Here is a 26,616-nt window from a genome sequence, read left to right as displayed (position 1 = left end):
GGCTCGGGCTGGTCCGGGCACTGGTGCATGACCCGGCCGTGCTGCTGCTGGACGAGCCCGCGTCCGGGCTGGACCCGCGCAGCCGGGTCGAGCTGCGTGACCTGCTGCGCCGGCTGGCCGGCGAGGGCCGGGCGGTGCTGGTCTCCAGCCACATCCTGTCCGACCTGGAGGAGGTGGCGGACCGGGTGGTGTTCGTCAGCGCCGGCCGTACGGTCGGGCAGCACGCGATCGGGGACCTGCCGGCCGCGCGGGCGGCCCGGACGTACCGGCTGCGGGCGCTGGACCCGGCCGCGCTGGAACGGGCGCTGGAGGGGATCGGCGTGGGCTGGAGCGGGGCCGGGCACGCGGGTCTGGACGTCCAGGTGGTCGGCGGCGAGGAGGCCGCGGCCCGGTTCCTCGGCGAGCTGGTCGCGGCCGGGGTCCAGCTCACCGCCTTCGCGCCGCTCGGCGGATCGCTCGAAGCCACCTACCTCGACCTCGTGGAGGGTCAGCGGTGAACGGGATCCTCACGGTTGCCCGGCTGGAGTTCCGGCTGCGGATCCGGGCCGGGCGCTGGCGCTGGCTGGTCGGTGCCTGGTTCGTGGTGCTGGCGGTGGTCACCTGGCTGGTCCGCAACGCCGCCGCGCAGCCCAACGTCTTCGGCACCGACGTGCAGGCGGAGCGCACGCTCGGCGCCGTCATGTTCGGCGTCGTCGTGCTGGTCGTCCTGGCGCTGGCGCTGCTGGTCGCGCCGGCCCTGGCGGCGCAGTCCGTCAACGGCGACCGGGAGCGCGGGACGCTGGCGACCCTGCAGGTCACCCGGCTGCGGGCGAGCGAGATCGCGCTCGGCAAGCTCGTCGCCTCCTGGGGCACCGCGCTGGTGTTCCTGGCCGTGACGCTGCCGCTGGCGCTGTGGTGCTACGTCGAGGGCGGCCTGTCCGTGATCCGCGTCGCCGGCGTCTACCTGGTCACCGCGTTGCTGCTCGGGGTGGTCTGCGCGATCTCGCTCGGCCTGTCCGCGTTGCTGGCCCGCTCGACCACGTCCGGGGTGCTGGCGTACCTGACGGTGTTCGCGTTGTCGGCCGGCACCGCGATCGCCTTCGGACTGGTCACGGCCAGCACCCAGCAGGAGGTCACGGCGATCAGCCGGTCCTGCGACCCGTCCGGCCGCAACTGCATCGACGACCCGTACCGGACCACGATCGCGCGGCCGGACCGGACCTGGTGGCTGGTCGCGCCCAACCCGTTCGCGGTGCTGGCCGACTCGGCCCCGGCCGGTCCCGTGCGCCAGATCCGGCTGCCGAACGGGGACGTGATCAAGGAGCCGGCCGACGTCGACGTCCTCGGCTCCCTGTCGCGCTCGCTGCACCGGATCCGGGCGACGCCGGCCGCGCTGCAGGACGAGAACGGCACCTCGTACGGCGTGCCGCCGGGCGTCACCGGCGGGCCGGTCTGGCCGCTCGGGCTCGGGATCGACCTGGCCCTGGCCGCGGGCGCGCTCTGGATCGCCACCATCCGGCTCCGAACGCCGACCACGCGGCTGGCCCGCGGCCAGCGGATCGCCTGAGGACGCCGTTGCGGTGACCGGGTAGTCTGGCGCCGTGGCGTACGAGAGGACCCTGCTCCTTCTCTGCCGCGGCGGGGCCTTCTAGAGGCCGGCTTCCCCGTCGCGGGGTCCTCGGCTGGTCGGCCGCCGCCCGCCCCGCATCGAGGGAGCCCCAGAGCCGTGTCTTTCCGCTACGAGCCGCCCGTCCAGAACCCGTCGGGCATGCCGTTCGCGCGCTACCAACCCTTCACCCCGATCGAGCTGCCCGACCGCCGCTGGCCGGCTGCGCGGATCGAGACCGCCCCGCTGTGGTGCTCGGTCGACCTCCGCGACGGCAACCAGGCGCTGATCGACCCGATGACGCCGGCCCGCAAGCGGCGCATGTTCGAGCTGCTCGTACGGATGGGCTACAAGGAGATCGAGGTCGGCTTCCCGTCGGCCTCGCAGACCGACTTCGACTTCGTCCGCGAGATCATCGAGCAGGACCTCATCCCCGACGACGTGACGATCCAGGTGCTGACGCAGGCCCGCGAGCCGCTGATCGAGCGGACGTACGAGTCCATCGCCGGGGCTCCGCGGGCGATCGTGCACCTCTACAACTCGACCTCCGCACTGCAGCGCCGGGTGGTCTTCGGCCTGGACAAGGCCGGCATCACCGCGATCGCGACCGACGCGGCCCGGCTCTGCCTCAAGCTGGCCGAGTCCAGCGGCGACACCGAGGTCCGATTCGAGTACTCGCCCGAGTCGTACACCGGGACCGAGCTGGACTACGCGCTGGACGTCTGCGGCGCGGTCCTGGAGGTCTGGCAGCCGACCCCGTCCTGGCCGGCGATCATCAACCTGCCGGCCACCGTCGAGATGGCCACCCCGAACGTGTACGCGGACTCCATCGAGTGGATGTCGCGCAACCTGCCCCGCCGGGACGCGGTCGTGCTCTCGCTGCACCCGCACAACGACCGCGGCACCGCGGTCGCGGCGGCCGAGCTGGGCGTGCTGGCCGGCGCCGACCGGGTCGAGGGGACGCTGTTCGGCAACGGCGAGCGGACCGGCAACGTCGACCTGGTGACGCTGGGCCTGAACCTGTTCTCCCAGGGCGTCGACCCGATGATCGACTTCTCCGACATCGACGAGATCCGCCGCACCGTCGAGTACTGCAACCAGCTGCCCGTGCACGAGCGCCACCCGTACGGCGGCGACCTCGTCTACACCGCGTTCTCCGGCTCGCACCAGGACGCGATCAAGAAGGGCTTCGACGCGCTCTCCCGGGACGCCGAGGCGGCCGGTGTCCCGGTGTCCTCGTACGAGTGGGGCGTGCCCTACCTGCCGATCGACCCGAAGGACGTCGGGCGCTCGTACGAGGCGGTCATCCGGGTCAACTCGCAGTCCGGCAAGGGCGGCGTGGCGTACCTGATGAAGACCGAGCACGCGCTCGACCTGCCGCGCCGGCTGCAGATCGAGTTCTCCCAGGTGGTGCAGCGGGTCACCGACTCCGAGGGCGGCGAGGTCGACGCGGCCCAGCTGTGGTCGGTGTTCTCGGCCGAGTACCTCGCCGAGGGGCCGGTCCGGCTCGTCCGGCAGTCGTCGTCCACTGTGGACGGTGTGGTCGAGGTGACGGCGACCGTGACCGTCGACGGGGCCTCGCAGTCGATCACCGGGCGGGGGAACGGGCCGATCGCGGCGTTCACGGCCGGGCTGGCGCCGCTCGGATGGGACGTCCGGGTGCTCGACTACGCCGAGCACGCGCTCTCGGCCGGCGGGGACGCGCGGGCGGCGGCGTACCTCGAGGTCCAGATCGGCGAGCGGGTGCTCTGGGGGGTCGCGGTCGACGAGAACATCGTCACCGCCTCGCTGCACGCGGTCCTCAACGCGATCGCCCGGGTCGCCCGCAGCTGAACCGTGGCCGGGGCGGCTTCCGGCTGCGACCATGAGGAGGTGACCGGGCCGGACCTGCTCGAGTCCGGGTCCGCCCGGCCGTCCTCCCGGCCGCCCCGGCACCGGCTGGCCGGCGTCCTGGTCGTGCTCGCGCTGGTCGCGACCGGCATCGTGCTGGCCGTCCGGTCCACCCCCGGCGCGCCGGCCGCGCCGAAGCCGGTCCCGGCCGCCGCCCCGGTCACCCCGCTGCAGCCGCACTACTACGTCTACGACGTCGCGGTCGCCGCCGGGAAGGTCTACGCGCTGACCGGCTTCTGCGTGGCCCACTGCGGCTACCGGCTGCTGACCTGGGACGGCACCAGCTGGACGACCACCGGGCTGACCGTCCCGCACGAGGCCACCTCCCCCGGCCGGCTGCTGGTCACCGGCGCGCACGACCGCTACCTGGCCGTGCTCGACGGCACCGCGCCGGGCACGTACGTCAGCGTCGACGGCGGCAAGGAGTTCGGGCTGCGGCCGGGCGGGGACGGCGCCGCGGTCGCGACCGTGCCGGCCGGCCTGGTAGCGGAGCTCGGCACCGGCGGGATCGGTGTCTTCGACCCGGTCGGCGGTAGCTGGCACCCGCTGCGGCAGCAGCCGATGGCCGGTCTGCTCGCGGTCACCGGCAGCGGCGGCACGCTCTACGCGGCCGCCCGCAGCGGCACCGCGCTGGTCGTCGCGACCAGCCGGGACGCCGGCCGCAGCTGGACCCGGACGACGGTGACCAAGGCCGCGTACAAGACCCCGGAGCTGGGGTTGGTCCCGGGCGACGACGGCTCGGCGTACCTGGTCGTGACCCGGCCGCTGCCCGCGGGCGAGCCCGGCGTGGCCACGGTCTGGCACAGCGGGAAGTCCTGGACCCAGGTGATCGACTACTCCGATGCCGGCGGCGGCACCCCGAAGTACACGACCGCGGTCTCGCTGTCGGCCGGCGGCGTCCTGTTCGCCGACGGCAGCAGCGGCGGTCAGCTCGCCTACGACACCGGCCGGACGGTGAACTTCTACCTGCCGGCCGGCCGGGTCGGCGACCCGCCGCTGATCCCGACGACCCTGCGCCGGGCCGCGGACGGCACGGTCGCCGCGATCACCGCCGACGGCTGGCACCTGCTGCTGCGCCGGGACCGCGACGTCGGCTGGTCCGTGCTCCCGCTGCCGGCATGAACCCCGGGGACGTGCTCACCGGTGGCGACGACCGGCCGCCGTCCCGGTCCCGGCGCGGGCTCGTCGCCCTGGTCGTCCTCGCCCTGGCCCTCGGCGTCCCGGCACTCGTCCACTCGAACCGGGACCGCCCGGCGCCGATCACCGTGGTCGCGCCGCCGACCCGCTCGACCGTGGTCTCGGTCGCCGTCGGCACCCGCTGGGCGTACGCGCTGGTGTCCACCTGCGACGGCCGGATCGTGCACGAGTGCGACTACCGGCTGCACCGGCGCTCGTTCAGCACGCCGGGTTGGCAGGCGCTGCCGATGCACGTCACCGGCCGCACCACCACCAGCCTGGACATCTCCCTGCGGGTCACCCCGGACGACCGGGTGATCCTGGTCGACGACAGCACCGTGTACGCCTCGGCCGACGGCGGCGCCACGGTCACCACCGCGCACCTGCGGCCCGGCCGGCCGGTGGCCGTGCTGCCGCCGGGCGCCGTGCTGGCCACCGGGCTCTGCGCGAGCTGCGGCAGCACGGTGACCGTGCTGGACCCGGTCAGCGGCGAGTTGTCGGCGCTGCGGTCACAGCCGCGATTCACCGCCTTCGGCCTGCAACTGGCCGAGGCCGACGGGCCGGTGCTCTGGGCCGCACAGGTCGGCCCGCGCGGCGGCAGCACGGCCGTGAGCCCGGACGGCGGCCGGACCTGGCGGACGATCCCGCTGGCCGGCGGCATGGTGACCACCGGCGCGGTGCTGCTGACCACGGTCCCGGGCGGCGGCGCGTACCTGATCGGGCGCCGGGCGGGCACCGACCTGCCCGACGTCCGGCGGATCGACTCGCCCGCCGGGACCTGGCGCCGGCTCACCCCGCCGACCGGCCCGGTCGCCGCGTACTCGGCCGTGGCCGACGAGCGCGGGCTGCTGATCGGGGACGGCGACGGGCACGCCTGGCGGCTGATGGCGGACGGCTCGTTCCTGCAGCTGACCGCGACGCCCGGCTTCCTGGCCGGCGGTCCGGGCCGCCTCCTGCTGGGCCTGCCCACGACCCCCGGCACCGTCCTCGTCTCGTACGACGGGGGCGTGAGCTGGCGGGACGAGCGGGTCGGCTGACCGACCGCGGTGCCCCGGCGGCCTGGGGGAAGGCCTGAGGGAGCACCGCGGCCGGTGGCCCGCGGGTGGTGTGGTGGGTGTGCGGGCGCCCAGCCGGCAGAGGCACGCCGGCGTACCGGGGGCCTAGGTGGCCCGATCGGGGGCGATCGGTCCCGGTGTCCAGGGTCCCCGCCGGGAACACGGCTGAGACGGACGGGCAGTTCACGCACCTACCATCGGATCGTGGCCGACGTGCTGAGCAGTGGCGGGCCACCGCGTCCGGCGCGGCAGCGGCGCCGGTTCTCGATCGCCGCGGCCGCGGTGGTCGCGGGCGTCGCCGTGCTGCTCGCGGCCCGGTCCGCGCCCGGCCACCCGGAAACCGCGCCGACGCCCACCCCGGTACCGATCTCCCGGACGCCCGGGCCGGGCGTGGTCTCGGTCGCCGTCGGCACCCGCTGGGCGTACGCGCTGGTGGCCGAGTGCGACCCGGCCACGGTCCGGGCCTGCGGCTACCGGCTGCACCGGCGCCCGGTCGACGGGAGCGCCGGCTGGACCGCGCTGCCGCTGGTGACCGAGACCCGGACCACCGTCGGCGTCGTCCCCACCCTCGCGGTCAGCGGCGACGACGTGGTGACCGTGCTGGAGCAGTCGACCAGCGGGCGGGTCTACTCCTCGACCGACGGCGTCGGCGCCAGCCAGCACCAGCTCGCCCGCGGCCGGCCGATCGACGTCGTCCCACCGGCCGGGCTGCTGGACTCGGACGTGTGCGCGAGCTGCCACGAACGGCTGGTGGCACTGGAACCGGGGACCGGGTTGCTGCGGCCGCTGCGAAACCAGCCGTTCCCCGGGGCCGGCGTCCGCGCGTACACGATGCGCGGGAGCACGGCCTGGGCCGTCTCGACCACCCGTACGGACGTGACCAGCGCGGTCAGTCTGGACCGCGGCCGGACCTGGACGACGGTCCCGGTCCGCGGGCTGGCCCCGGACTTCGACGTGCTGCGCCTGGTCACCGGTCCGGACGGGGCCGCGTACCTGCTCTGCAGCACCACCCGCACCGACGGGAACAGCCGGCTGATCGGGGTCTGGGCGATCCGCGGGCCGACCGGCAGCTGGGCGCGGATGCCCGGGCCGGTGCCGCGCAGCGTCCGGTCCGCGCTGGTCGGCGAGCGCGGCCTCATCGTCGCCGACCCCGGCGGGACGGTCTGGCTGCTGCAGGAGGACGGGTCGTTCGCCGCGCTGCCGGACCCGGGCCCGACCCGGCCGGACCAGGTCAGCACCGGTCCCGGCGGGATCCTGGCGGCGGTGCCGCGGGGGCGGATCCCGGACCCGCTCGTGCTCACCTCGTCCGACGGCGGCGAGACCTGGCGGACCGAGCGGATCACCTGAGGGACGGGCCGACGCGCCCATCGGTCCTGCCCCGGCCGCGTCGGCCCTGCCGGCGCCTCAGCCGGGTCGGCCCTGCCCGGTCGGCCCTGCCTGGTCGGCCCTGCCCGGTCGGCCCTGTCGGCGGCCCGGATCGGGTCGGGTCGGCCCCTGCCGGCGGCCCGGATCGGGTCGGCCCTGCGGGCGGCCCGGGTCGGCTCCTGTCGGCGGCCCGGATCGGGTCAGACGTCCAGGAGCCGGCGGCCGGAGAACGCGCGGCCGAGCGTGACCTCGTCCGCATACTCCAGGTCGCCGCCGACGGGCAGGCCGCTGGCCAGCCGGGTCACCTTCAGGCCTATCGGCTTGATCAGCCGGGCCAGGTACGTCGCGGTCGCCTCGCCCTCCAGGTTGGGGTCGGTGGCCAGGATCAGCTCGGTCACCACCCCGTCCTGCAGCCGCAGCAGCAGCTCCCGCACCTTCAGATCGTCCGGGCCGATGCCCTCGATCGGGCTGATCGCGCCGCCGAGCACGTGGTAGCGACCGCGGAACTCGCGGGTCCGCTCGATCGCGACGACGTCCTTGGGCTCCTCGACAACGCAGATCACCGTGAGGTCGCGGCGGACATCCCGGCAGATCCGGCACTCCTCGGCCTCGGACACGTTGCCGCAGATCTTGCAGAACTTGACCTCGTCCTTCACCCGCTGCAGCACGGCCGCGAGCCGGCTCACGTCGGCCGGCTCGGCCGCGAGCAGGTGGAAGGCGATCCGCTGCGCGCTCTTGGGACCGATGCCCGGCAGCCGGCCGAGCTCGTCGATCAGGTCCTGGATCGCGCCCTCGTACACGAGGCCCTACATCCCCAGGCCGAGGCCACCCATGCCCTGGGTGAGCGGGCCCATCCGCTGGCCGGCGAGCTCCGCGGCGGCGCGGTTGGCATCCCGGATCGCGGCGACGACGAGGTCCTGCAGCGTCTCCACGTCCTCCGGGTCGACCACGCTCGGGTCGATGACCACGGACTTCAGCTCGTTGGAGCCGGTGACGGTCGCGGTCACCAGGCCACCGCCCGCGGTGCCGGTCACCTCCGTCTGGGCCAGCTCCTCCTGCGCGGCGAGCAGCTCCTGCTGCATCTTCTGCGCCTGCTTCATCAGCTGCTGCATGTTGGGCTGGCCACCGGGTCGCACCGCGGGTCTCCTGTGCTCGGCTGTTGGTCCTGCGAGCCTATCCGGCGGGTACGACGATCCGGGAACTGGCAGGCTGGGTCCGTGCCCGCCGTTCCGCGCCTGGTCGCTGCGGCCGGCCTCGTCCTGCTGCTGGCCGGATGCGGCTCGGCTGCGCCGCCGCTCGCGCTGTCCCCGTCGACGCCGCTCGCGGCGCCGCCACCGACGGCGTCCCTCTCTCCGGCGCCGTCCTCGGCGACGCCCACCCCCTCCGCCTTGGCGACCCGGCCGATGCCGTCGCCCGCGGCCTCCCCGTCGCCCTCGCCCTCGGCGGTGCCGCGGCCGGTCGTCGTGCTCGACCCCGGGCACAACGGCGGCAACGCGACCCACACCGCCGAGGTGACGAAGCTGGTCGACGCCGGCCGCGGGCTGCGCAAGCCCTGCAACGAGGTGGGCGCCGAGAACAACGCCGGCTACGCGGAGCACTCGTTCAACTGGGACGTCGTGGTCCGGTTGCGCGGGCTGCTCGCCGCCCACGGCATCGACGTACGCCTGACCAGGCCGAACGACACCGGTGTCGGTCCCTGCGTGGACGTCCGGGGCCGGTTCGGCAACGGACAGGAGGCGGCCGCGGTGGTGTCCGTGCACGCCGACGGCGGGCCGGCGAGCGGGTCCGGGTTCCACGTCATCGAGGAGACCGGGGCGTCAGCGGCGACCCAGCGGCTGGCCCTGGCCGTACGCGCTGCGATGCGAGCGGGCAGCGGGATGGACTACGCGACGTACATCGCCGGCGGTGATGGCCTGGACGTCCGCGGCGACCTGGGCGGGCTGAACCTCTCCACCCGGCCGTCGGTGCTGGTCGAGGCCGGCAACATGCACAACCGAGCGGACTCGGGGCTGCAGACGTCAGCGGCCGGGCGGCAGCGGATCGCGGTCGCCCTGGAACGCGGGATCCTCGCCTACCTCGGGATCTAGCTCTCCATCCGTTTCGCTCCCAGCGTCGACTGGAGGAGCGAGATCGCGGCCTCCTCGGGGTCGACCCGCTGGGCGCCGGCGCTGGGCTCGGAGGTCGGTGGGCTCGGCTCGCCGTCGCGCGGGTCCTCGTCCGGCGGCGGCGGTCCGCCCGGCTCGCCGCCCCCGGCCGCGCCACCGCCGTCGACGGTGACCGCGATCCGCCAGTCGACCCCGAGCACGTCCTTGACCGCGGCCCGTACGACCTCGGTGTTCGCCTCCTGCGCCAGCAGCCGGGACAGCGGTACCGAGGAGATCGTCAGCGTCAGCACACCGTGATCGACGGAGTGCACGGAGACGTTCATCAGCAACGCGTGAGCCGTACGGCGGCGGCGTTTGACGGAGTCGAGCACCTCGGGCCAGATCCGCCGTACGGCGGCGGCGTCGAGTTCGCCGACCGGGGTGTGTGGACGGGGTTCGGCCGCACGCTGGGCCGGAACCGCGGGCTCGCTCGGCGCGCGGCTCGCGGGTTCGCCCCAGCTGTCGGCCGCACCGGCCCGGGAATCCGTCGGCGCGCTGTGCGCGGTCTCGTCGCCGGGCCGGTCACCCGTGTCCGGCTGTCCGTCCCGCGCGCCCTGCGTGGGCCCCGCGCTCGTCCGATCGCCTCGACCAGCCGCCTGCCCGGCGCGACCGCCCGCCTGCTCGGCGCCGCCGGCCGCCTGCTCGCCGCCGCCGGCCGCCTGCTCGGCGCGGCCGGCCGCCTGCTCGGCGCGGCCGGCCGTCTGCCCGGACCGGCCGCCTGCCTGGCCAGCCGCACGGCCAGCTTGCCCGGCTCGGCCGGCCGCCTGCTCGGACCGGCCGCCGGCCTGCTCGGCTCGCCCGGCCGCCTGCTCGGACCGGCCGCCCGGCTGCTCGGCCCGGCCGCCCGCCTGCTCGGCCGAGCCGTTCGCGGCACCCGACCGCCCGGCCGCAGCGCCGGACCGCCCCGTAGCGCCGCCCGCCTGCTCGCTCGAACCGCCCCGCCCGCTCGGGCGAGGAGCGTCAGCGACCCGCGCCGGTCGCTCGTCGACCTCCGCGGACTCTCCGCTCGCCGCGAGCCGGCGCTCCATCCGCTCCATCCGCTGCAGCAACGCGGCCCCGTCACTGCTGGCCGAGGGCAGCAGCATCCGGGCCGAGACCAGCTCCAGCAGCAGCCGCGGCGACGTCGTCCCGCGCATCTCGATCAGCCCGGTGTGCACGATGTCGGCCAGCCGGGACAACGTCGCGGTGCCGAGCCGCGCGGCCTGGTCGGTCATCCGCTCGACCTGGTCGGGCGGGCAGTCGATGATCCCCTTGGTGTTCGCGTCCGGTACGGCGTCGAGCAGGACCAGGTCGCGCAGCCGCTCCAGCAGGTCGGTCGCGAACCGGCGCGGGTCGTGTCCGGCCTCGACCACCCGGTCGACGGTCTCGTACACCGCGGCCGAGTCGCCGGCCGCCAGCGCGTCGACCATCTCGTCCAGCAGCGCACCGTCGGTGACGCCGAGCAGCCCGACGGCCCGCGCGTACTGCACGCCGTCGGGTCCGGAGCCGGCGATCAGCTGGTCCAGCACGGACAACGCGTCCCGGGCCGATCCGCCGCCGGCCCGGACGACCAGCGGAAGCACGGTCGGCTCGACCGCGATCCCCTCGGCCGTGCAGATCGAGGACAGCAGCCCGCGCATCGTGCCCGGCGGGATCAACCGGAACGGGTAGTGGTGCGTCCGCGACCGGATCGTGGTCAGCACCTTGTCCGGCTCGGTCGTGGCGAAGACGAAGACCAGGAACTCCGGCGGCTCCTCGACCAGCTTGAGCAGGGCGTTGAAGCCCTGCGTGCTGACCATGTGGGCCTCGTCGACGATGTAGACCTTGTAGCGCGAGCTGACCGGCGCGAAGAACGCCCGCTCGCGCAGATCCCGGGCGTCGTCCACGCCACCGTGCGATGCCGCGTCGATCTCGATCACGTCGAGGCTGCCGGGCCCGTCCGGCGCGAGCGCGACGCACGAGTCGCAGGTCCCGCACGGATCGGGCGTCGGCCCGCGGGTCTGGCAGTTCAGCGAACGGGCCAGGATCCGGGCGCTGGAGGTCTTGCCGCAGCCGCGCGGCCCCGAGAAGAGGTAGGCGTGGTTCACCCGGCCGCTGGACAGCGCCTGCATGAGCGGCTCGGTGACGTGCTCCTGACCGACCACCTCGGCGAAGGTCGCCGGTCGGTATTTCCGGTAGAGCGCGAGAGCCACGCCGCGACTCTAGTGCTCCGGTACGACAGCCTCCGCGCCTGAGCCGAACACCCGTTCTAGCGCCCGGACTGACCGATCTGCGACGCTGGTGTGGTGATCGTCGGTGCGCTCGTCGGGCTGGGCGCTCTGCTGCTCGCCGCCGCGGTCGTGGGCGCGGCGGGGTCCTCCCGTGCGCACGCGGCGTACCGGGAGGCGTTGCGGGAGCTGCGCGACGGCGACCGGCGGCTGGAGCCGGGCGCCGGTCCGGGTCGCCGCCTCGAGGACGAGCTGCGCTGGTACGCCGACGTCGCCGCCTCCGGCCGCGACTCCGGCTGGCGTACGTCCGCCGTCGTCGTCCTCGCGCTCGGCGTCGGCTCGCTCCTGCTCGGCAGCTGGGCCCTCGCGCTCGCCCCGCCGCCGCTGAGCGTGGTCGCGGTCGCCGTCCTCGTCGCCGCAACCCTGCTGATCCTCGCGTTGGCGCTGCTGGACGGCCGGCGCTTCGAGCAGGCGCTGCGGACCGCCGCCCGTCGCTCCGCGCTCGGCAACGTCCGCCGGCTGGAGGACGCGCTGGTCGCCGTCGACGGCGAGACGGACCGGGTCCGGCGCGCGCACAAGAATTGGCTGCGTACGCGGGCCGCGTCCTATCCGCTCGCCTCCCAGCTCGCGTCCCAGCGCCGCCGGACCTTCGACCGCGCGCTGGACCGCCGGGCCCGCGCCCAGGCCGCGGTGACGCGCGCGGTGCCGGTCGAGCTGACCGGGATCGCCGTCCGCCCGCCGGACGGGTACGCCGACGGCCTGCGCGGGCTGTCCCTCCTCGTCGCCGGCGGTCCGCTCGACGACGACGCCTGGGCCGCCGCGGTCGCCGACCTGAGCCGCGCCGCGGAACGCGACGGCCCTCGCCGTACCCGCTGGCTGTCGGCTCTGGCCGCCTGCGCCGAGCTCCGCGACGACCCGCCGGCCCGCGAGTCCGCCGCCCGCTGGGCCCTGGACGCAGCCGCCCTGCCACCGCGTCCCCTGGGTGACCCGCGCACGGACCCGCTGCCGGACGCCGTCGCCGTCGAACCGGTCCGCCCGGACACCTGGGAAGGCGCCCTCCGCCGCGCCCGCGCGAACGCCGCCGGTCCGCTGTTGCTGAGCGAACTCACCCTCCGCTGGGCGTACGCGCTGGTCACGATCGACCCCGCCGCCCTCGACCCGGCCGTCCTGGCCGCCGCCGAGATCATGACCGAGACCGCGGACCCCGACGAGTACCTCCGCCGGGTCCGCCCCGGCTTCGAGTCCCTCGGCGCCACCAGCCCCCAGCTCTCCCGCCTGGTCCCGCAATGGACCGCCCCCGAGCCCTCCCCGGCTCGGGACGACGAGCCTCTCCCCGCTGCCTCGCCCACCGACCGCACCGTCGAACTCCCCGACCGCCACTGACCACCGGCGCCCGGCTGCCCGCTGTCCGCCGGCGGACCGCTGACCTGGTGGCGCGGGACCTCTGCCGATGGAATCCGTCGCAGGGGAACCGGTGGGTCACCTCGCGTCCGGCGAGACCGCTGCCGTAGCGGGCTCAGGGACCTCCACACCCGGCATGGCCCCGGCGCCGCGGGAACCGCCGACCCTGCCGGCCTCCGCGTCATTGACGCGGCCTCCGCACCACGGAGAAACCCGCTGACCTGCGGGTTCCGTACATGAAGGGACCCCCCGCACACCCGTCAGAGCTCGCTTATCCTTGCTGCCTTCCGGCCCTGGGGAGGTTCACGAGGTGGACGCCGCACGAGGGGTCTCGGGACACAGTACCCGCCCCAGCGCCCCCGTCGCCGCCCGGTAGACTGCCCGGCGGAGGATTCGCCTAGTGGCCTAGGGCGCACGCTTGGAAAGCGTGTTGGGGGAGACCCCTCAAGGGTTCGAATCCCTTATCCTCCGCCCTTTCCGACAAGGCGACAGTCGCGAACTCTCGACCGAGAATGGGTGCGGCCGACTGAGTGAGCCCATTACCTGCCGGCCACGAGCGGCGGGCGCACGCGCACGGACAGGCACGTGACGCAGCCCTCCAGCTTCTCGAATTCGGTGATCGGCACCGGCAGCACGTCGAGGTCGCGCTCGCGCAGCAGCGCGGCCGTGCGGGGAGCGGCCGCGGACATGACCACGGCGCCGTCCCCGAGGTCGACCACAGCGGTGCCATGTTCCTCGGGCACGTCCAGCAGCCGCGGGTACGGATGCGGGGTGTCGAGGGTCGGGGCGAAGGCGAGCACCGTGCCGTCGGGCAGCGCCGTGACCGCCGACTTGAGGTGCAGCACTCTCGTCACGGGCACCGGCACGACCGTCCAGCCACGCGGCTCGAGCAGGGCGGCGAGCCCGCGGATGCCCTCGGCGTTCGTCCTCGTTCCCCGACCGACGTAGACGGTACGGCCGATCTTCAGCACGTCCCCGCCGTCGAGGGTGCCGGCGGCGATGCGGGCGACCGACAAGCCCGAGCCGTCGAGGGCGCGGGCCGTGGACGCGACCTCGCCGCGCCGAGACGCTGCCCCGGGCCGGGTCAGCACGACCAGGTCGTCGAACACCACGGCGGTGTCCTCGACGAAGACGCCGTCGGGGTGCTCGTCGGCCGGCTCGATCTCGGTGACCGCCCAGCCGCGCGCAGCGAACACCGCGACGTACCCCTCCCACTGCCGCCGGGCCAGGTCGGTGTCGACCGGCGAGTGGGTGAGGTTGGTCAGCTCACCGGCAGCCAGACGTGGCGACGGCCGGCGGACCAGGACGCGAGGGCTGACGGGCACGGGCGTCACCGTATCCACGGCGCCGGACCCCGGAGCCGCGACGCCCAGGAGCGACGCGCAGGGTGGACGCATGACACGCGTCCTCATCACCGGATCCACCGCCGGCCTCGGCCTCATGGCCGGGCGCCTCCTCGCCGCGGACGGGCACGCGGTCACGGTGCACGCGCGCTCCCCCGAACGAGCCGCCGCGCTGACCACGGACGTCGTCGTCGGCGACCTCTCGACGATCGCGGGCATGCGAGCCGTCGCCGCGCAGGCCAACGAGAAGGGCCGCTACGACGCGGTCATCCACAATGCCGGCGTCGGTTACCGGGAGCCGCGGACCACGACCGCCGACGGGCTCGAGCACGTGTTCGCGATCAACGTGCTCGCGCCGTACCTGCTGACCGCGCTGATGCAACGGCCCGACCGGCTCGTCTACCTCAGCTCCGGGATGGCCCGCGGCGGCGACCCCGGCCTCGACGATCCACAGTGGACGGACCGGCGGTGGAACGGCGCCCAGGCCTACTCCGACAGCAAGCTGTACGACCTCCTGCTCGCCTTCGGCATCGCCCGCCGCTGGCCCGGCGTGCGCTCCAACGCCGTCGAGCCGGGCTGGGTCGCCACCAGGATGGGCGGCCCCGGCGCGCCCGACGACCTGGCTCAGGGCCCGGTCACCCAGGCCTGGCTCGCGGCCGGCGACGACCCGGCGACGCGGGTGACCGGCGAGCTCTTCTACCACCGACGACCGCAGCCGGCGCCGGCGGAAGCGCACGACGCCAGGTATCAGGACGCGCTCCTGGACTACTGCGCCGACCTCACCGGCACGCCGTTTCCCAGCTGACAAGGAGAGTCGTGGACGTCGGCGCAGGCGGGAAACGCGGACGGCGGGGTCACGGCCGTCAGAGTGCCCCGGACTCCACCACCGAGGACTGGGGGAAGGCCCGCTCGGCCAGTTCCCCGTCGAGGCGGCGGTAGCGGGCCAGGACGTGCCCGGCCTCGACCGTGCCCACTACCACCGCCGGCTGCCAGGTGCCGAGTACGAAGACCCACACCGGCTCTCCGGGCTGGTACGCCGACAGCGCGCCAGCATCGTCACCATCGGTCATCGGCAATCCTCGTCCAGAGGGCTCGACAGCAGTCTCGGATCAGGCACCGATGTCGTTGAGGGATACACAGAGAGTAAGAACTTCTTCCCCTCACCGTCAAGACCCCTAAACTGTGAACGTGTCGTACGCCGACGACGAGTTCGATTCGGTACGCCGGGACGGAGATCCCCGTCGCCAGGGTCGGCGTGCGACCGAGCTGTTGTCGATCTACCAGCAGCGCATGACGGAACTCGCCCGGCTGCGCCGCGAATGCATGCGGCAGCTGCAGGACGAGGGCCTCAGCTACTCGGCCGTGGCGGCGGAGTTCGGGCTGTCCAAAGGGCGGATCGGGCAGATCACGCAGTCCGCTCCGCCGGCCGAACGGGCACTCTTCGGAGTCGGTCCGGTGACCGTCGCGCTGCCGCTGCGGCCCGGCGGAAGTCGATCACTGCCCGTGATCGCGTCCGAGGACGTGCTCGCGTTCGACGGCCTGGTGCGGTACCTGCGGGAGCTGCTGCTGACCGTCGAGCAGGAGCGGATCCCGATCGACGGGGTCTGGACGCCGCGCGGCGACGTGGTCGCGATCTGCGGGCCCAAGTCCTCCCCGGTCAGCGCGACCGCGCTGGCCTACGACCCGCTGCTGGACTTCCGGCCCGAGCCCGACGGGCGCTGGGTGATCACCGACCGGACCGACGGCACCCGCTACGTCTCGCCGCTGGACGACGGCCAGCGGGACCGCGACATCGCCTACGTGGGCCGGGTTCCGGTGGCCGGCGGGACGATGCTGCTGATCGCCGGCGTGCACGCGCTCGGCTCCGTCGGCGCCGTCGACTACCTCGTCGGCCACGCGGCCGAGCTCTATCGCACGGTCGGCGACGGGATGTTCTCGATGGTCACCGCGAGCCGGCACGACGGCGAGCGGGTGCTGGAGAGCCAGGCGCTGTGTCCGGCCCGCAGGCACGACTAGCGCAGGTCCGCGTCGCCGAACGGGCGGCGGGACAGGCGTCGACCCAGGACCGCACGGTGCTGCTGGAGGACGCGGTGGCCGTGCTGGACGGTGCGTCGGCGCCGGATCCGGGGCAGCGCGACGGCGGCTGGTACGCCGACCAGCTCGCGCGGGAGCTCACCGACCGCCTGCCGGACCGGCGGCTCGACCTCACCACCGTGCTCGCGGACGCGATCGCCGCGGTCGCCAGCGCGTACCGGCTGGAGCCCGGCAGCTCGCCGTCCAGCACGGTCACGCTGCTGCGCTGGGACGAGTCGCATGTGGACGGTCTGGTGCTGGGCGACAGCCCGCTGGTGCTGTACCCGGGGCCGGAGGTGGTGGTCGACGAACGGCTCGCGACGGTGGCGCCGCGGCAGCGGGTCGCCTATCACGACCGTCTCGCGGCCGGTGGTGGGTACGACGACGGGCACAAGGACCTGCTCCGCCGACTGGTCGGCGAGCAGCGGCGGCACCGCAACCGGCCCGACGGGTACTGGATCGCCGAGGCGACGCCCGCCGCGGCCGGGCAGGCGCTGACCCGGCGCTGGCCCCGGGCCGAGGTGCACACCGCGGTCCTCGCCAGCGACGGCGTCTCCCGCGGCATCGGCCGCGCGGTCCCGGACTGGACGGCCGCGCTCGCCCTGGTCGACACGTACGGCCCGGAGGCGTTGCTCGACGCCGTCCGCGAGCCGGAGCGGGCGGACCCGGACGGGCGGACCTGGCCGCGCTCCAAGCCGTACGACGACCAGGCCCTGGTCGTCGTACGCTGGCCGGCCTGACACCCACGGAGGCGCCGGTGGACACGACCGAACTGCGTAAGGCGTACGAGAGCGTCGCGGTGGAGGCGGCGGCGGGCGGGTTCGGACCGCCACCGCCGGGCGAGTGGGACGCCGGACGGATCGTCGCCCACCTCACGCTCAACGACGGGCTGCTGGCGTCGACGACCGAGGCCGTCCTGGCCGGGCGGCCGGCGAGCTTCGACAACCGGCCGTCGCTGGACCCCGAGCCGGGGACGGTCGAGGCGTTGCGGGCCAGCGGGGCGCGGCTCTGCGACCTGATGGATCGGCTGACCGAGGAGCAGGCCGCGACCGTCGTCCCGATCCTCATCCAGGACGGGACCGAGATCGCCGTCGATCGGCCGATGCCGTGGGGCGTGCTGCTCGGGATTCAGGCGTCGTTCCACCTGCCGGCGCACGCTGACCAGCTCAGGGCGTTGCGGTAGCGGACAGGTAGTGCGGGATCAGGCCGGCCCAGCCGCCCTGGTTGCGCGCCCGCCAGTCCGGTCCGGCGGCGCCGAGACTGTCCCAGCCGCGGTGCTCGATCTCCACCAGCGTGCCGCCCGCGCGGGGCCGGAACGCGATCTCGACCTCGGTCGCGTCGGCGCGATCCCGGCGCAGGTGCCACCAGTAGACCAGCCGGTCCGGCGGCTCCCAGGCGCTGACCTCGCCCCAGTCGACCTCCTCGCCGGCCGGGGTGCGCTCGAAGATCCGCCCGCCGGGACGGCCCTCGAGCACGACCCGGGAGCCCGGTACGCCGGTCGCGGTGTGGTCGGCCGGCCACCAGCGCGAGATCTGCCGGGTCCAGACGTCGAACGCGTGCGCCGGCGCGCAGTCCACCTCGAACGCGAGCCGCAGCGGCTCGATCACCGGTCCTCCTCCGGCCGCAGGTTCTCGGCCGCCAGGGTGAATCGCGCCGCCGCATCACCCCAGACCTGGACCAGGTACGCCTGCACCGCCGCGACACCTTCGTCGTGCAGCCGGTAGATGCGCCGGGTCCCCCGAGCCTCCTCGGTGACCAGACCGGCGTCCTTGAGCAGCTTCAGGTGCCGGGAGACCGCGGGCCGGCTGATCGGCAACTCGTCGGCGATCTCCCGGACCGAGCGCTCGCCGGCGCGCAACAGCTCGACGATCGCGCGCCGCTGCGGATCGCCCAGCGACCCGAACGCCTCCCCGGCCAGCCCACCCACGTCTCAGCCCTTCTCCACCCGCTGCTTCAGCCCGGTCGCGAACTGCTCGAAGGACGGCGCGAGATTCGGCATCGAGCGCCAGATCAGCGGCAGCAACGGCCCGGTGTACTCCTCGCGCACCCGGAACTCGGTCGCGTCCCCGCGCGGCGTCAGCGTGAACGTCCGTACGCCTCGGAACAGGCCGAGCGGCATCCCGCCGGTCCACGTCATCCCGCTGTCGGACCGGAAGTCCGTGACCTTCACCGGGAACGCGCGACCGGGGCTGACGGCGGCGTGCACCGTGATCTTCTCCCCCGGCGCGATCCGCCCGTCGACCTTGTCGACGCCGGAATCCCAGGTCGGGTAGGCACCGGCGTCGACCAGCACGGCCCAGACCCGCTCCGGCGGGGCGTCGATCACGGACGTCGCCTCGTACGACTTCATCGGTCCCCCAGGTGCGGTAACAGGACGGCTACCGTAACACTCACGTTACCGACTCCTCCAGGACCCGGTGTCGTTCCGCGTCCAGCGCCGAGTGGGAGAACAGCCGCCAGGCCGCGGCCGTGAAGACGACCATCACCCCGAGCGCCAGCCAGAACGGTGCTGTGATCCCGAACGCCCGGGCCACGAACCCGCCCTGCAGCGCGCCGAGCGCGGACCCGCCGACGCTGAAGAGGTAGTTGACGCTGTTGACCCGGCCACGGAGATGATCCGGCACCACCCGCTGCCGGATCGCGATCGTCACGGCGCCCCAGATCACCGCGTGCACGCCGAAGATGCCGATCATCAGGCAGCCGACCCAGGGCGTCCGGGTCAGGGCCAGCACGAGATGCATGGTGGTCTCGATGAGCAGCCCGATCCGCAGCAGCGTGGACGCGCCGAACCGGCGTTCCAGCCGGCCGGCGGTCGCCGAGCCGATCAGCCCGCCGACCGCGCTGCAGGTCAGCAGCAGCCCGTAGCCGAGCTCGCCGAAGCCGAGCCGCTCCCGCGACCAGAGCACCAGGATCGAGAACGCGCCGAAGAACGTGATGTTCATCAGGGCCAGCGACAGCGCCAGCATCCGCAGCACGCGGTGCCGGAACAGCCAGCGGACGCCCTCGGCGATCTCGACCCGCAGGTTCTTCGGGTCCCGCTCCGGCGGCCGGCCCGCGGCCAGCGGCAGCGTCGCGATCAGCGCGCCGGCCAGCACGAAGCTCACCGCGTTCAGCCCGAACGGGATCGCCGCCGCGACCACGAACAGCCAGGCGCCCAGCGGCGGCCCGAGCAGCTGGTTGCCGACGATCTGGCTGCCGAGCAGGCGGGCGTTCGCGCCGGGCAGCCGCGCGGCCGGCACGATCGCCGGCACCAGCGCGACCGCGGCGTTGTCGGCCAGCGTCTCACCGGTGCCGAGCAGGAAGAACGCGACGTAGATGAGGCCGACGGTGATCATGCCGGTGCCGACCGCGAGCGCCAGCCCGCCGAGCACCACCGCGCGGACGACGTTCACGACAGCGATCAGGACGCGCCGGTCGAGCCGGTCGACGTACGCGCCGGAGATCAGGGAGAACAGCAGCCACGGCAGCTGCTGGGCGAACACCGCGCCCGAGATCAGCGCCGGGTTGTCCGTCAGCGAGGCGACCAGCAGCGGTCCGGCGGCGAGGGTGACGCCGTCGCCGACGTTCGAGACGGCGTTCGCGGCCCAGAGCCGGCGAAAGCCCGTCCCGTACACCCGTGTCCCTCTCAGACTGACTGAATGACCTCGAACTGCCAGACCTCGCCCGAGCTCGACGCCGGTCGGTCGGAGTTGCGGTCCTGCGCGGCCTGCGCGTGGCCCTTGCCGAAGTCGCGGGAGTTCTGCCAGGCCTCGAAGTCGGCCGCGCTGCGCCAGCGCGTGTAGACCAGGTACTTGTCGGTGCCCTCGATCGGCCGCAGCAGCTGGAACGCCTCGAATCCCTCGGCCTGGTCCACCAGCCCGGCCCGTCCGGCGAAGCGCTGCTCCAGCAGCTCGCCGTTCCCGCCCGGCACGGTCAGCGCGTTGATGACGACGTAGCTCATGCCGCCATTCTGGCCTCGACCGCGGCGGCGACCGGAGCCACGTCCTGCGTGGTGACCACCGAGTCCGTACGGAACGGGACACGGGCGAGCTTCGGCACCCCCAGCGCCCAGATCGTGCGGTCCTCCGGGCCCGGCGTGTGCAGTGGGCTGGGCTCGCCACAGTGCGGGCAGACCACGTACGCCATGTTCTCCACGCCGCCGAGCAGCGGCACCTTCGCCTGCCGGAGCACGGCGACCGCGCGGCTCGTGTCCAGGTGCGACACCTCGGACGGGGTGACGACGAGGACCGCGGAGACGTCGCCGGAGAGCGCGAGCAGGCCCTGCTGCACCTCTCCGGTGCCCGGTGGGAGATCGGCGACCAGCACGTCCAGCTCACCCCAGACGGTCTGCTTGATGAGCCGGCCGAGCATCAGCTCCGCGAACGGACCGGCCATCGTCAGGCCCTGGTTGCTGCCGAGCAGGAACCCGACCGAGGCGACCTTGAGCCCGTCCACGTCGACGGCCTCGAGCTCGGCGTTCCGCTCGCCCTTCGTCGCGGTCAACGTCACGCTGCGGGCCTTCTGATCGCGGCGAATGCCCAGCATGCGCGGCACATCCGGACCGTGCAGGTCGGCGTCGAGCAGCCCGGTCCGATGTCCGCGCCGGACCAGTTCCCGCGCCAGCGCGACCGCGACGCTCGTCTTCCCGACGCCACCCTTCCCACTCGCCACCGCGAAGACCGGAGTCATCGAGTCAGCCTAGCCACGCGCCCTCACCGCCCAGGCCTGTGCCCGGATGTCGAACGGGGCGGTGGGGAGTCGCTCCTCGCACCGCTGCCTCAGCTGCGCTCTCTCCTTCTCCCCCAGTCCCGTCACGTAGTCGCCGGCCGGCCCGACGCCGAGCGTGTACGGGTGCCACCACTGCTCGAAGGTCGCGTACCGCACGGCGACCGTGATCGCTCCCGACTCCACGTCCGTCAGCCCTGCTGCGCGGGCCAGCTCGGCCAGGTGCCCCTCCCGCGTGCCGGCGCGATCGGCCTCGCCGTCCACGGTCGGGTCGAGCTCGTGCGCCGCCGCCCAGAACGCGCTCAGCGGACCGGTCCCGCCCCCGAAGTCCCACACGGTCGCCGCGACCACGCCTCCTGGTCTGGTCACCCGTCCCATCTCGGCCAGCCCCCGCACGGGATCCGCCATGAAGTGCACGACGAGCTGGGCCAGGGCGACATCCCGCTCGCCGTCCCCGAACGGCAGCTCCTCCGCGACTCCCTGCCGGACGTCCGCCCCCGGACACCGGTTCCGGGTCGCCACGACGAACGACGCGGACGGATCCACAGCGGCCACGTCGGCCGCGCCCACCCGCTCCACGAGCCTGGCCGTCAGTGCCCCCGGCCCACACCCGACGTCGAGCGCTCGCTGCCCCGCCTGCACCCCGGCGAACTCCACGAACTGACCCGCGAGCGGCTCCGCGAACCGCCCCATGAACGCCCCGTACGCATCCCCGCCGACGTCGAACGCCACGGGCGAACCCTACGGCCGAGTCAGTGGTGCAGGTGATGCACCACGGCGTGCCCGCGACCGCGGGCGATCAGCCAGCGGTTGACCGGCACCGTGACGACGAAGGCGACCACCAGCGACGCGGCCAGGCTGGCCCAGAACAGGACGCTGCTCAGGCCGGCGTCGAGCGCGCCCGGGACCGCGACGACGAACCCGTTGTCGACGATCTCCATCGTCAGGATCGAGATCGTGTCGGCCGCCAGCGCGGTTCGGACGGCTTGCTTGACCGGCAGCCCGGCCCGCAGCAGCGGGCTCATCGTGATCGAGTAGCCGAAGACGAACGCCAGCACGATCGACAGCGCCACCGTCGCCCAGTTGCCGAGGCCGGTCGCGGTGCCGATCACCATGCCGAGCACCTCACCGATCGCACAGCCGGTCAGGCAGTGCACCGTGGCGGAGATCGCGAGCCGGGTCAGGGTCGCCATACGCGTCCGAACCCGAAGCGCCGCTCCGCTATGCCCGGCCAGGCCGGTCGGCTGCCCCGGGCCGGCTGCGTCCGACCGGTCGGCTGACCGCCATCCGTACCGCTCCGGAGCAGTTGAACCGGGCGCTGACGGCCCCCTGCCGGCTACACCCGACGGCAACGTCAGTCGTCCGACGGCGGTCACCGCTTCAGCGAGCTTGAACTCAATTTCGAGCGCCGTTGGACTGGTGCGCGTCATGGTTCGCAGCACCCGGCGCGCACCCGTCGCGCCTCGTCCGGAAGGAACTGACCATGCAGAAGAAGGAATGCGCCATGAATCAGGCCGCACCCAGCAGGCGCACGCGGCGTCGTGTGGCCCGGTCACTGGTCGCAGGATCTGCCATCGCGCTCGGTCTCGTCGCCGCAAACACCTCCATCGCACAGGCGAGCACGACCGCAGGTGACGGCGCCCAGACCTACACCGCCCAGAGCTCGATCCAGCCGCACGACGGCATCTGCCACTTTCCCCTCTGCCAGCCCTTTCAAATCACGGTATAGCGGAACCCTGATACGGCGGAGGCCCGCATCGGACACCCCGGCGGGCTCCGTCATCGGGGGATCACATCGCGGGCAGGCCCCAGAACTGAGCCCAGCGGCGGCGGAGACGACGGACACCGGGTCGCGATGCAGCGCGCGGCCCGGCGTTCGTGCTGGTCAGCCTGGCGGTGGAGGTGGGATTTGAACCCACGGAAGCTTTCACTTCACACGCTTTCGAGGCGTGCGCCCTCGGCCACTAGGCGACTCCACCGCGGGAGAGTGTACGCGACGACCGGACGCGCGCCCGCCGCGGGCGCCGCCGCCGATCCCGAGCCGCGACGGCTCAGCCAGTGCGGCCGCGCCCGCCGCGGGCGCCGCCGCCGGCCCCGGGCAGCGACGGCTCAGCGGGGTCGGTGGGCGGCGAAGAACGTGCGCAGGAGGGCGGCCGACTCGTCGGCCAGGATGCCGCGGACGACCTCGGGGCGGGAGTTGAGGCGGCGGTCGCGGACGACGTCCCAGAGGGACCCGACGGCGCCGGCCTTGGGGTCGTCGGCGCCGTAGACGAGGCGGGCGACCCGGGCCAGGACCAGGGCCCCGGCGCACATCGTGCAGGGCTCCAGCGTGACCACCAGCGTGCAGCCCGACAGGCGCCAGCTCCCGACGGAAGCCGCGGCGGCCCGCAGGGCCAGGACCTCGGCGTGCGCGGTCGGATCCGTAGAACGCTCGCGGGCGTTGGCGGCCTCGCCGAGCACGCCGCCGTCCGGGGACAGCACGACCGCCCCGACCGGCACGTCGCCGGTCTCGACGGCCGCGGCGGCGAGCCCGAGGGCCCGCCGCATCACCGGGTCGTACGGGCTCACGCGCCGCGCAGCATCTCGAGCTCGTCCAGGCACCCGGCCCGCTCGCAGACCTCGCTGATGACGTCGGCCGGCAGCGTCCGCTCGTGGGTGACCAGGGCGATCAGGTCGCGCCGGGACGTACCGAGGTCGGCGAGCAGGTCCGCGTCCCCGACCGGCTCGGAGTCCGGCGGCGGCGAGTCCTCGTCCTCGGACGAGGACGGCAGCTCGTCCTCGACGGCGCCGGCGAAGATCCCGGCCACCGGGTACGACTCGGCCGCCTGCCCGTCGGAGACGAACACCCGCGGCTCGTCGGCGCCGGCGTCGATGCGCAGGATCGCGACGTACTCGTCATCCTCCTCCACGAACAACAGCGCGGTCTCGGCCTCGCCGTCGACGTCACGGACGCGGTCCGCGACCTCGTCCACATCGGACACCCCGTCGAGGTCGAGTTCCTCGGCGGTCCAGCCGGCCGGCGTGCGGGCCAGGGCGGCAGCGAAGTACGACACGTACGGTTCCTCCGGAAATGATCAGTCAGCCGGCTGAAGCGCATCCAGGACGCGGGCGAACTCGGCACCCACCCCGATCCGGTCCGCGACCGCGGAGAGCATCTCGTCCGCCCACAGGTCGACATCATCCAGGATGAGGCCGAGCTCCCGCTCGTCCAGTCCCAGGTCGCGAAAGATGCCCAGGTCTCCGGCCGGCCACACCTCTTCCGGGTCGGCCGGTGTCTCGGCGTCGCCGTCGAGCAGGTCCAGCGCCTGCCGGGCCAGGTCCCACTCCTCGGCCGCGGTCACGTCGGACAGCAGCACCCGCAGGTCGCCCGAGGGCGCCAGCCGCAGGGCCACGAAGAACTCGTCCGCGACGTCGACCAGCGCGACCGGACCGCCCTCGTGCGGCTGCTGCCTCAGCACCGCCACGCAGTGGTCCAGATCATCCAGCACGGCGGGCGGGAGCAGGGCGCAGTCCCAGCGCCCGCCGTCGCGGTAGACCGCCACCGCGAAGCCGTCGTCCGCCACTCCGGCCTCCTTGCCGCGTGCTTCCGGTGATGGTCGCAGAACCCACCCCGCCGCGGGTAGCCCGGGATGCGGCGGTGGCTGTTCGGCGACCAGCCGGGACCGAGCTGCCTGGACGAACCGGATCAGCCGGTGCTGCTGGTGGAATCCCGGGCGGTGCTGGCCGTTCCTGCGCGACCACCTCGTCCACGTCCGACAACCGGCGCAGCACCGCGGCCGGCCCTAGGAGGGGACGAGACCGGCGCGGTGGGCGAGCGCGACGAGCTGGGCCCGATCACGGACCTCGAGCTTGGTCAGCAGGTGACTCACGTGCGTCTTCACCGTCGAGTAGCTCAGGTGCAGCGTTCCGGCGATCTCCTGGTTGGACAGTCCACTCGCGACGGCCCGGAGGATGTCCTGCTCCCGCGGGGTCAGGGCGGGCAGGGTGATCGCCGGGGCCGGGGCGCCGGCGACGTACTGGTCGATGAGGCGGCGGGTGATCGACGGGCCGAGCGGGGCGTCGCCACGGGCGACCGCGCGGACCGCGGCGAGCAGGTCGGCCGGGGTGGTGTCCTTGAGCAGGAAGCCACAGGCCCCGGCCCGCAGCGCCGCCCGTACGTCCGCGTCGGTGTCGAACGTCGTGAGCACCAGGACCCGGACGTCGCGGGTCTCGGCCGCGGTGGCCAGGTGCCGGGTCGCCTCGATGCCGTCCATGCGCGGCATCCGGATGTCCATGAGGACCACGTCCGGGTGGTGGGCCCGGACGGCGGCGAGCGCCTCGACGCCGTCGCCGGCCTCGGCCACGACGTCGATTCCGGAATCCGACGCGAGGATGAGCGCGAACCCGCTGCGGACCAGGAGCTGGTCGTCGGCGATCACGACGCTGATCACGTGAGCTCCCCGACGGGGACGGCGCGGGCGAGCGAGCCGGCCGGGAGACCGTCGAGCGGCAGCCGGGCCCGGACCCGGAACCCGCGCTCGCCGTCCGGCCCGGTGACCAACTCGCCGCCGTACACGGCGACCCGCTCGCGCATCCCCGACAACCCGCGCCCGGGAGCCGCGTCGGACGGTCCGCGCCCGTCGTCGCGAACGTCGACCTCGACCGCGGCGGCGGTCCGCCGGAGCCGCACGACCGCGCGGGCCGGGCCGGCGTGCCGCAGCGTGTTGGTCAGCGCCTCCTGCACGATCCGGTACGCGGCCAGCTCCACCCCGGGCGGCAGCCGCGGACCCGTCGGCACCGGGTCGAGGGTGACCGGCAGCCCGGCCGCGACCACGTCCGCGACCAGCGCCGGCAGGTCGGCCAGCCCGGGCTGGGTGGCCGCCCCGGCCGGCTCGGTTCCGTCCCGGATCACGGTCAGCAGCCGCCGCATCTCCTCCAGCGACGAGCGCCCGGTCTCGGCGATCCGACCGAGCGCGATGGCGGCCTCCTCGGGCCGGGATGCGAGCAGCGTCTGCGCGACGCCGGCCTGGACGACCATGACGCTCATCGCGTGCCCGAGCACGTCGTGCAGCTCGCGGGTGATCCGCAGCCGTTCCTCGGCCGCGGCCCGGGAGGCGCGCTCGCGTTCCAGCTCCAGCCGGCGGGCGGCGTCGGCGACCTGGGCCGCGTGCAGGGCCCGGCGCTTCCGCGTACCGGTGCCGAGGACCCAGCCGCAGAGCAGCAGCAGCCCGTTGACCGCCGCCCCCTCGACGCTGAGGTCGATCGGGCGGGCGAGGGCGGTCGCGACCAGACCGAGGGCGAGGACGCCGACGGCCCGGCGCGCGTCGGTCGCGGTGCCCCAGGCGGCGACCGTGTAGAAGGCGATGAGGGCGCCCAGCGGCGCCATGCCGACCGCGTAGTGGCCGACCATCAGGGCGATCAGGCCGGGGAAACAGGCGGCGAACGCGGCCAGCGGATACCGGCGGCGGACCACGAGCGGCGCGAGGGCGGCGATCGTGAACAGCACCGACCACGCGTCGGGGTCACGGTTGGCCGGGATCGATTCGACCTTGGCCAGGTGCAGCACGACCGCCACGGCCGTCACCGTCAGCGCGAGGAGCTGGTCGGGGAGCCAGCGTCTCATCGGGTACCTGCCTCGGAGAGGACCACGGGAGGTCGAGCGTAGAGCCGGGCGGCGCGGCCGGCATCGGTCTGCAGACCGACATCCGGGGTGCC

General features: G+C 74.2%; 31 protein-coding genes, 2 tRNA genes and 1 other RNA gene. 14 read left to right on the top strand and 20 right to left on the bottom strand.

What is annotated here, in order from left to right:
- From VGP36_20810 to VGP36_20785, 6 genes are all read left to right on the top strand, one after another.
- On the top strand, positions 1-497 hold a 497-nt coding region (locus tag VGP36_20810; protein HEV7657151.1), incomplete at its 5' end, for an AAA family ATPase.
- The gene (locus tag VGP36_20805) at positions 494-1,546 is read left to right on the top strand and encodes an ABC transporter permease subunit (protein ID HEV7657150.1); all 1,053 of its coding nucleotides are present in this window, start codon (positions 494-496) and stop codon (positions 1,544-1,546) included. The genes VGP36_20810 and VGP36_20805, both read left to right, overlap by 4 nt.
- 159 nt (positions 1,547-1,705) lie before the next feature.
- Entirely contained in the window at positions 1,706-3,418 is a 1,713-nt protein-coding gene (gene leuA / locus VGP36_20800) for a 2-isopropylmalate synthase (GenBank protein HEV7657149.1), read from the top strand.
- A 39-nt stretch (positions 3,419-3,457) separates the two neighbouring features.
- On the top strand, positions 3,458-4,597 hold the full coding sequence (locus VGP36_20795; protein ID HEV7657148.1) for a hypothetical protein: 1,140 nt from the start codon (positions 3,458-3,460) through the stop codon (positions 4,595-4,597).
- Positions 4,594-5,688, top strand: a complete 1,095-nt coding sequence (locus VGP36_20790; protein ID HEV7657147.1) for a hypothetical protein — start codon at positions 4,594-4,596, stop codon at positions 5,686-5,688. The genes VGP36_20795 and VGP36_20790 overlap by 4 nt, the downstream gene beginning before the upstream one ends.
- A gap of 222 nt (positions 5,689-5,910) precedes the next feature.
- On the top strand, positions 5,911-7,053 hold the full coding sequence (locus tag VGP36_20785) for a hypothetical protein (protein HEV7657146.1): 1,143 nt from the start codon (positions 5,911-5,913) through the stop codon (positions 7,051-7,053).
- Positions 7,054-7,271: 218 nt separating this feature from the next.
- Here VGP36_20785 and recR read toward each other — a convergent pair whose 3' ends face one another.
- Together recR and VGP36_20775 are read right to left on the bottom strand one after the other, a co-directional pair.
- A complete protein-coding gene (gene recR / locus VGP36_20780; protein ID HEV7657145.1) occupies positions 7,272-7,871 on the bottom strand; it encodes a recombination mediator RecR in 600 nt (199 codons plus the stop codon).
- A 6-nt stretch (positions 7,872-7,877) separates the two neighbouring features.
- Entirely contained in the window at positions 7,878-8,207 is a 330-nt protein-coding gene (locus VGP36_20775; protein ID HEV7657144.1) for a YbaB/EbfC family nucleoid-associated protein, read from the bottom strand.
- Between the two features lie 81 nt (positions 8,208-8,288).
- On the opposite strand from VGP36_20775, the gene VGP36_20770 reads away from it, so the two are divergent.
- Positions 8,289-9,158, top strand: a complete 870-nt coding sequence (locus VGP36_20770; protein ID HEV7657143.1) for an N-acetylmuramoyl-L-alanine amidase — start codon at positions 8,289-8,291, stop codon at positions 9,156-9,158.
- Here the strand turns inward: VGP36_20770 and VGP36_20765 are convergent.
- Entirely contained in the window at positions 9,155-11,386 is a 2,232-nt protein-coding gene (locus tag VGP36_20765) for a DNA polymerase III subunit gamma and tau (GenBank protein HEV7657142.1), read from the bottom strand. The genes VGP36_20770 and VGP36_20765 overlap by 4 nt on opposite strands.
- Positions 11,387-11,479: 93 nt before the next feature.
- Between VGP36_20765 and VGP36_20760 the strand changes: the two genes are divergently transcribed.
- Positions 11,480-12,784: a hypothetical protein gene (locus VGP36_20760; protein ID HEV7657141.1), complete on the top strand. Its 1,305-nt coding sequence runs from the start codon at positions 11,480-11,482 to the stop codon at positions 12,782-12,784.
- A 255-nt stretch (positions 12,785-13,039) separates the two neighbouring features.
- Here VGP36_20760 and ffs read toward each other — a convergent pair.
- An RNA gene (gene ffs, locus VGP36_20755) (signal recognition particle sRNA small type) lies at positions 13,040-13,136 on the bottom strand.
- A gap of 52 nt (positions 13,137-13,188) precedes the next feature.
- Here ffs and VGP36_20750 point away from each other — a divergent pair.
- Positions 13,189-13,273 (top strand) — tRNA-Ser (locus VGP36_20750).
- A gap of 68 nt (positions 13,274-13,341) precedes the next feature.
- On the opposite strand, the gene VGP36_20745 is transcribed toward VGP36_20750, so the two are convergent.
- Entirely contained in the window at positions 13,342-14,127 is a 786-nt protein-coding gene (locus tag VGP36_20745) for a N(G),N(G)-dimethylarginine dimethylaminohydrolase (GenBank protein ID HEV7657140.1), read from the bottom strand.
- Between the two features lie 70 nt (positions 14,128-14,197).
- On the opposite strand from VGP36_20745, the gene VGP36_20740 reads away from it, so the two are divergent.
- The gene (locus VGP36_20740; protein ID HEV7657139.1) at positions 14,198-14,950 is read left to right on the top strand and encodes an SDR family NAD(P)-dependent oxidoreductase; all 753 of its coding nucleotides are present in this window, start codon (positions 14,198-14,200) and stop codon (positions 14,948-14,950) included.
- Between the two features lie 58 nt (positions 14,951-15,008).
- Here VGP36_20740 and VGP36_20735 read toward each other — a convergent pair whose 3' ends face one another.
- Complete coding sequence (locus VGP36_20735; GenBank protein HEV7657138.1) at positions 15,009-15,215, bottom strand: hypothetical protein; 207 nt, start codon at positions 15,213-15,215, stop codon at positions 15,009-15,011.
- A 220-nt stretch (positions 15,216-15,435) separates the two neighbouring features.
- Between VGP36_20735 and VGP36_20730 the strand changes: the two genes are divergently transcribed.
- Genes VGP36_20730 through VGP36_20720 form a run of 3 tightly spaced genes read left to right on the top strand, consistent with a single transcriptional unit; the run spans position 15,436 to position 17,401 of the window.
- Positions 15,436-16,161 (top strand): hypothetical protein, encoded by a 726-nt coding sequence (locus VGP36_20730; protein ID HEV7657137.1) that lies wholly within the window; start codon positions 15,436-15,438, stop codon positions 16,159-16,161.
- A 56-nt stretch (positions 16,162-16,217) separates the two neighbouring features.
- Entirely contained in the window at positions 16,218-16,958 is a 741-nt protein-coding gene (locus VGP36_20725; GenBank protein ID HEV7657136.1) for a hypothetical protein, read from the top strand.
- A gap of 17 nt (positions 16,959-16,975) precedes the next feature.
- Complete coding sequence (locus VGP36_20720; protein ID HEV7657135.1) at positions 16,976-17,401, top strand: hypothetical protein; 426 nt, start codon at positions 16,976-16,978, stop codon at positions 17,399-17,401.
- Here the strand turns inward: VGP36_20720 and VGP36_20715 are convergent.
- From VGP36_20715 to VGP36_20680, 8 genes are read right to left on the bottom strand one after another with little or no spacing between them, the layout of a single operon-like run.
- Positions 17,385-17,825 carry an SRPBCC domain-containing protein gene (locus VGP36_20715; protein HEV7657134.1) on the bottom strand — a complete coding sequence of 147 codons (441 nt, stop codon included), beginning with the start codon at positions 17,823-17,825 and terminating at the stop codon, positions 17,385-17,387. The genes VGP36_20720 and VGP36_20715 overlap by 17 nt on opposite strands.
- Positions 17,822-18,145: a metalloregulator ArsR/SmtB family transcription factor gene (locus VGP36_20710; GenBank protein ID HEV7657133.1), complete on the bottom strand. Its 324-nt coding sequence runs from the start codon at positions 18,143-18,145 to the stop codon at positions 17,822-17,824. Before VGP36_20710 ends, VGP36_20715 begins: the two co-directional genes overlap by 4 nt.
- 3 nt (positions 18,146-18,148) lie before the next feature.
- Positions 18,149-18,568, bottom strand: a complete 420-nt coding sequence (locus VGP36_20705; protein ID HEV7657132.1) for an SRPBCC domain-containing protein — start codon at positions 18,566-18,568, stop codon at positions 18,149-18,151.
- 40 nt (positions 18,569-18,608) lie between these two features.
- Positions 18,609-19,832, bottom strand: coding sequence for an MFS transporter (locus VGP36_20700; protein HEV7657131.1), 1,224 nt, complete (start codon positions 19,830-19,832; stop codon positions 18,609-18,611).
- Positions 19,833-19,843: 11 nt separating this feature from the next.
- Positions 19,844-20,158: an antibiotic biosynthesis monooxygenase gene (locus VGP36_20695; GenBank protein HEV7657130.1), complete on the bottom strand. Its 315-nt coding sequence runs from the start codon at positions 20,156-20,158 to the stop codon at positions 19,844-19,846.
- Positions 20,155-20,886: a P-loop NTPase gene (locus VGP36_20690; GenBank protein HEV7657129.1), complete on the bottom strand. Its 732-nt coding sequence runs from the start codon at positions 20,884-20,886 to the stop codon at positions 20,155-20,157. The genes VGP36_20695 and VGP36_20690 overlap by 4 nt, the downstream gene beginning before the upstream one ends.
- A 9-nt stretch (positions 20,887-20,895) precedes the next feature.
- A complete protein-coding gene (locus tag VGP36_20685; GenBank protein HEV7657128.1) occupies positions 20,896-21,654 on the bottom strand; it encodes a methyltransferase domain-containing protein in 759 nt (252 codons plus the stop codon).
- A gap of 20 nt (positions 21,655-21,674) precedes the next feature.
- Positions 21,675-22,115, bottom strand: a complete 441-nt coding sequence (locus tag VGP36_20680) for a DUF4396 domain-containing protein (GenBank protein ID HEV7657127.1) — start codon at positions 22,113-22,115, stop codon at positions 21,675-21,677.
- Positions 22,116-22,405: 290 nt separating this feature from the next.
- Between VGP36_20680 and VGP36_20675 the strand changes: the two genes are divergently transcribed.
- Positions 22,406-22,651 carry a hypothetical protein gene (locus tag VGP36_20675; GenBank protein HEV7657126.1) on the top strand — a complete coding sequence of 82 codons (246 nt, stop codon included), beginning with the start codon at positions 22,406-22,408 and terminating at the stop codon, positions 22,649-22,651.
- Positions 22,652-22,813: 162 nt separating this feature from the next.
- Here VGP36_20675 and VGP36_20670 read toward each other — a convergent pair.
- From VGP36_20670 to VGP36_20645, 6 genes are all read right to left on the bottom strand, one after another.
- A tRNA-Ser gene (locus VGP36_20670) sits at positions 22,814-22,901 on the bottom strand.
- Positions 22,902-23,031: 130 nt separating this feature from the next.
- The gene (tadA, locus tag VGP36_20665; protein ID HEV7657125.1) at positions 23,032-23,469 is read right to left on the bottom strand and encodes a tRNA adenosine(34) deaminase TadA; all 438 of its coding nucleotides are present in this window, start codon (positions 23,467-23,469) and stop codon (positions 23,032-23,034) included.
- Between the two features lie 17 nt (positions 23,470-23,486).
- Positions 23,487-23,975, bottom strand: coding sequence for a tRNA adenosine deaminase-associated protein (locus VGP36_20660; protein HEV7657124.1), 489 nt, complete (start codon positions 23,973-23,975; stop codon positions 23,487-23,489).
- Between the two features lie 21 nt (positions 23,976-23,996).
- A complete protein-coding gene (locus tag VGP36_20655) occupies positions 23,997-24,485 on the bottom strand; it encodes a tRNA adenosine deaminase-associated protein (GenBank protein HEV7657123.1) in 489 nt (162 codons plus the stop codon).
- A 219-nt stretch (positions 24,486-24,704) separates the two neighbouring features.
- Positions 24,705-25,352, bottom strand: coding sequence for a response regulator transcription factor (locus tag VGP36_20650; GenBank protein HEV7657122.1), 648 nt, complete (start codon positions 25,350-25,352; stop codon positions 24,705-24,707).
- Positions 25,349-26,524, bottom strand: coding sequence for a sensor histidine kinase (locus VGP36_20645; GenBank protein ID HEV7657121.1), 1,176 nt, complete (start codon positions 26,522-26,524; stop codon positions 25,349-25,351). Before VGP36_20645 ends, VGP36_20650 begins: the two co-directional genes overlap by 4 nt.
- Positions 26,525-26,616: the final 92 nt, after the last annotated feature.

Source organism: Mycobacteriales bacterium, from assembly GCA_035995165.1.
Lineage (GTDB): Bacteria > Actinomycetota > Actinomycetes > Mycobacteriales > CADCTP01 > CADCTP01.
This window is presented reverse-complemented; position numbering and strand designations above follow the sequence as displayed.

What these genes read in the sequence shown, in the direction of transcription:
- VGP36_20695 (HEV7657130.1), bottom strand. Translation starts at nt 20,158, where the DNA reads ATGAGCTACGTCGTCATCAACGCGCTGACCGTGCCGGGCGGGAACGGC.
- VGP36_20645 (HEV7657121.1), bottom strand. Translation starts at nt 26,524, where the DNA reads ATGAGACGCTGGCTCCCCGACCAGCTCCTCGCGCTGACGGTGACGGCC.
- VGP36_20705 (HEV7657132.1), bottom strand. Translation starts at nt 18,568, where the DNA reads ATGAAGTCGTACGAGGCGACGTCCGTGATCGACGCCCCGCCGGAGCGG.
- VGP36_20675 (HEV7657126.1), top strand. Translation starts at nt 22,406, where the DNA reads ATGCAGAAGAAGGAATGCGCCATGAATCAGGCCGCACCCAGCAGGCGC.
- VGP36_20790 (HEV7657147.1), top strand. Translation starts at nt 4,594, where the DNA reads ATGAACCCCGGGGACGTGCTCACCGGTGGCGACGACCGGCCGCCGTCC.
- VGP36_20680 (HEV7657127.1), bottom strand. Translation starts at nt 22,115, where the DNA reads ATGGCGACCCTGACCCGGCTCGCGATCTCCGCCACGGTGCACTGCCTG.
- VGP36_20730 (HEV7657137.1), top strand. Translation starts at nt 15,436, where the DNA reads ATGACGGAACTCGCCCGGCTGCGCCGCGAATGCATGCGGCAGCTGCAG.
- tadA (HEV7657125.1), bottom strand. Translation starts at nt 23,469, where the DNA reads ATGCGGCGGGCCCTCGGGCTCGCCGCCGCGGCCGTCGAGACCGGCGAC.
- VGP36_20690 (HEV7657129.1), bottom strand. Translation starts at nt 20,886, where the DNA reads ATGACTCCGGTCTTCGCGGTGGCGAGTGGGAAGGGTGGCGTCGGGAAG.
- VGP36_20735 (HEV7657138.1), bottom strand. Translation starts at nt 15,215, where the DNA reads ATGACCGATGGTGACGATGCTGGCGCGCTGTCGGCGTACCAGCCCGGA.
- VGP36_20740 (HEV7657139.1), top strand. Translation starts at nt 14,198, where the DNA reads ATGACACGCGTCCTCATCACCGGATCCACCGCCGGCCTCGGCCTCATG.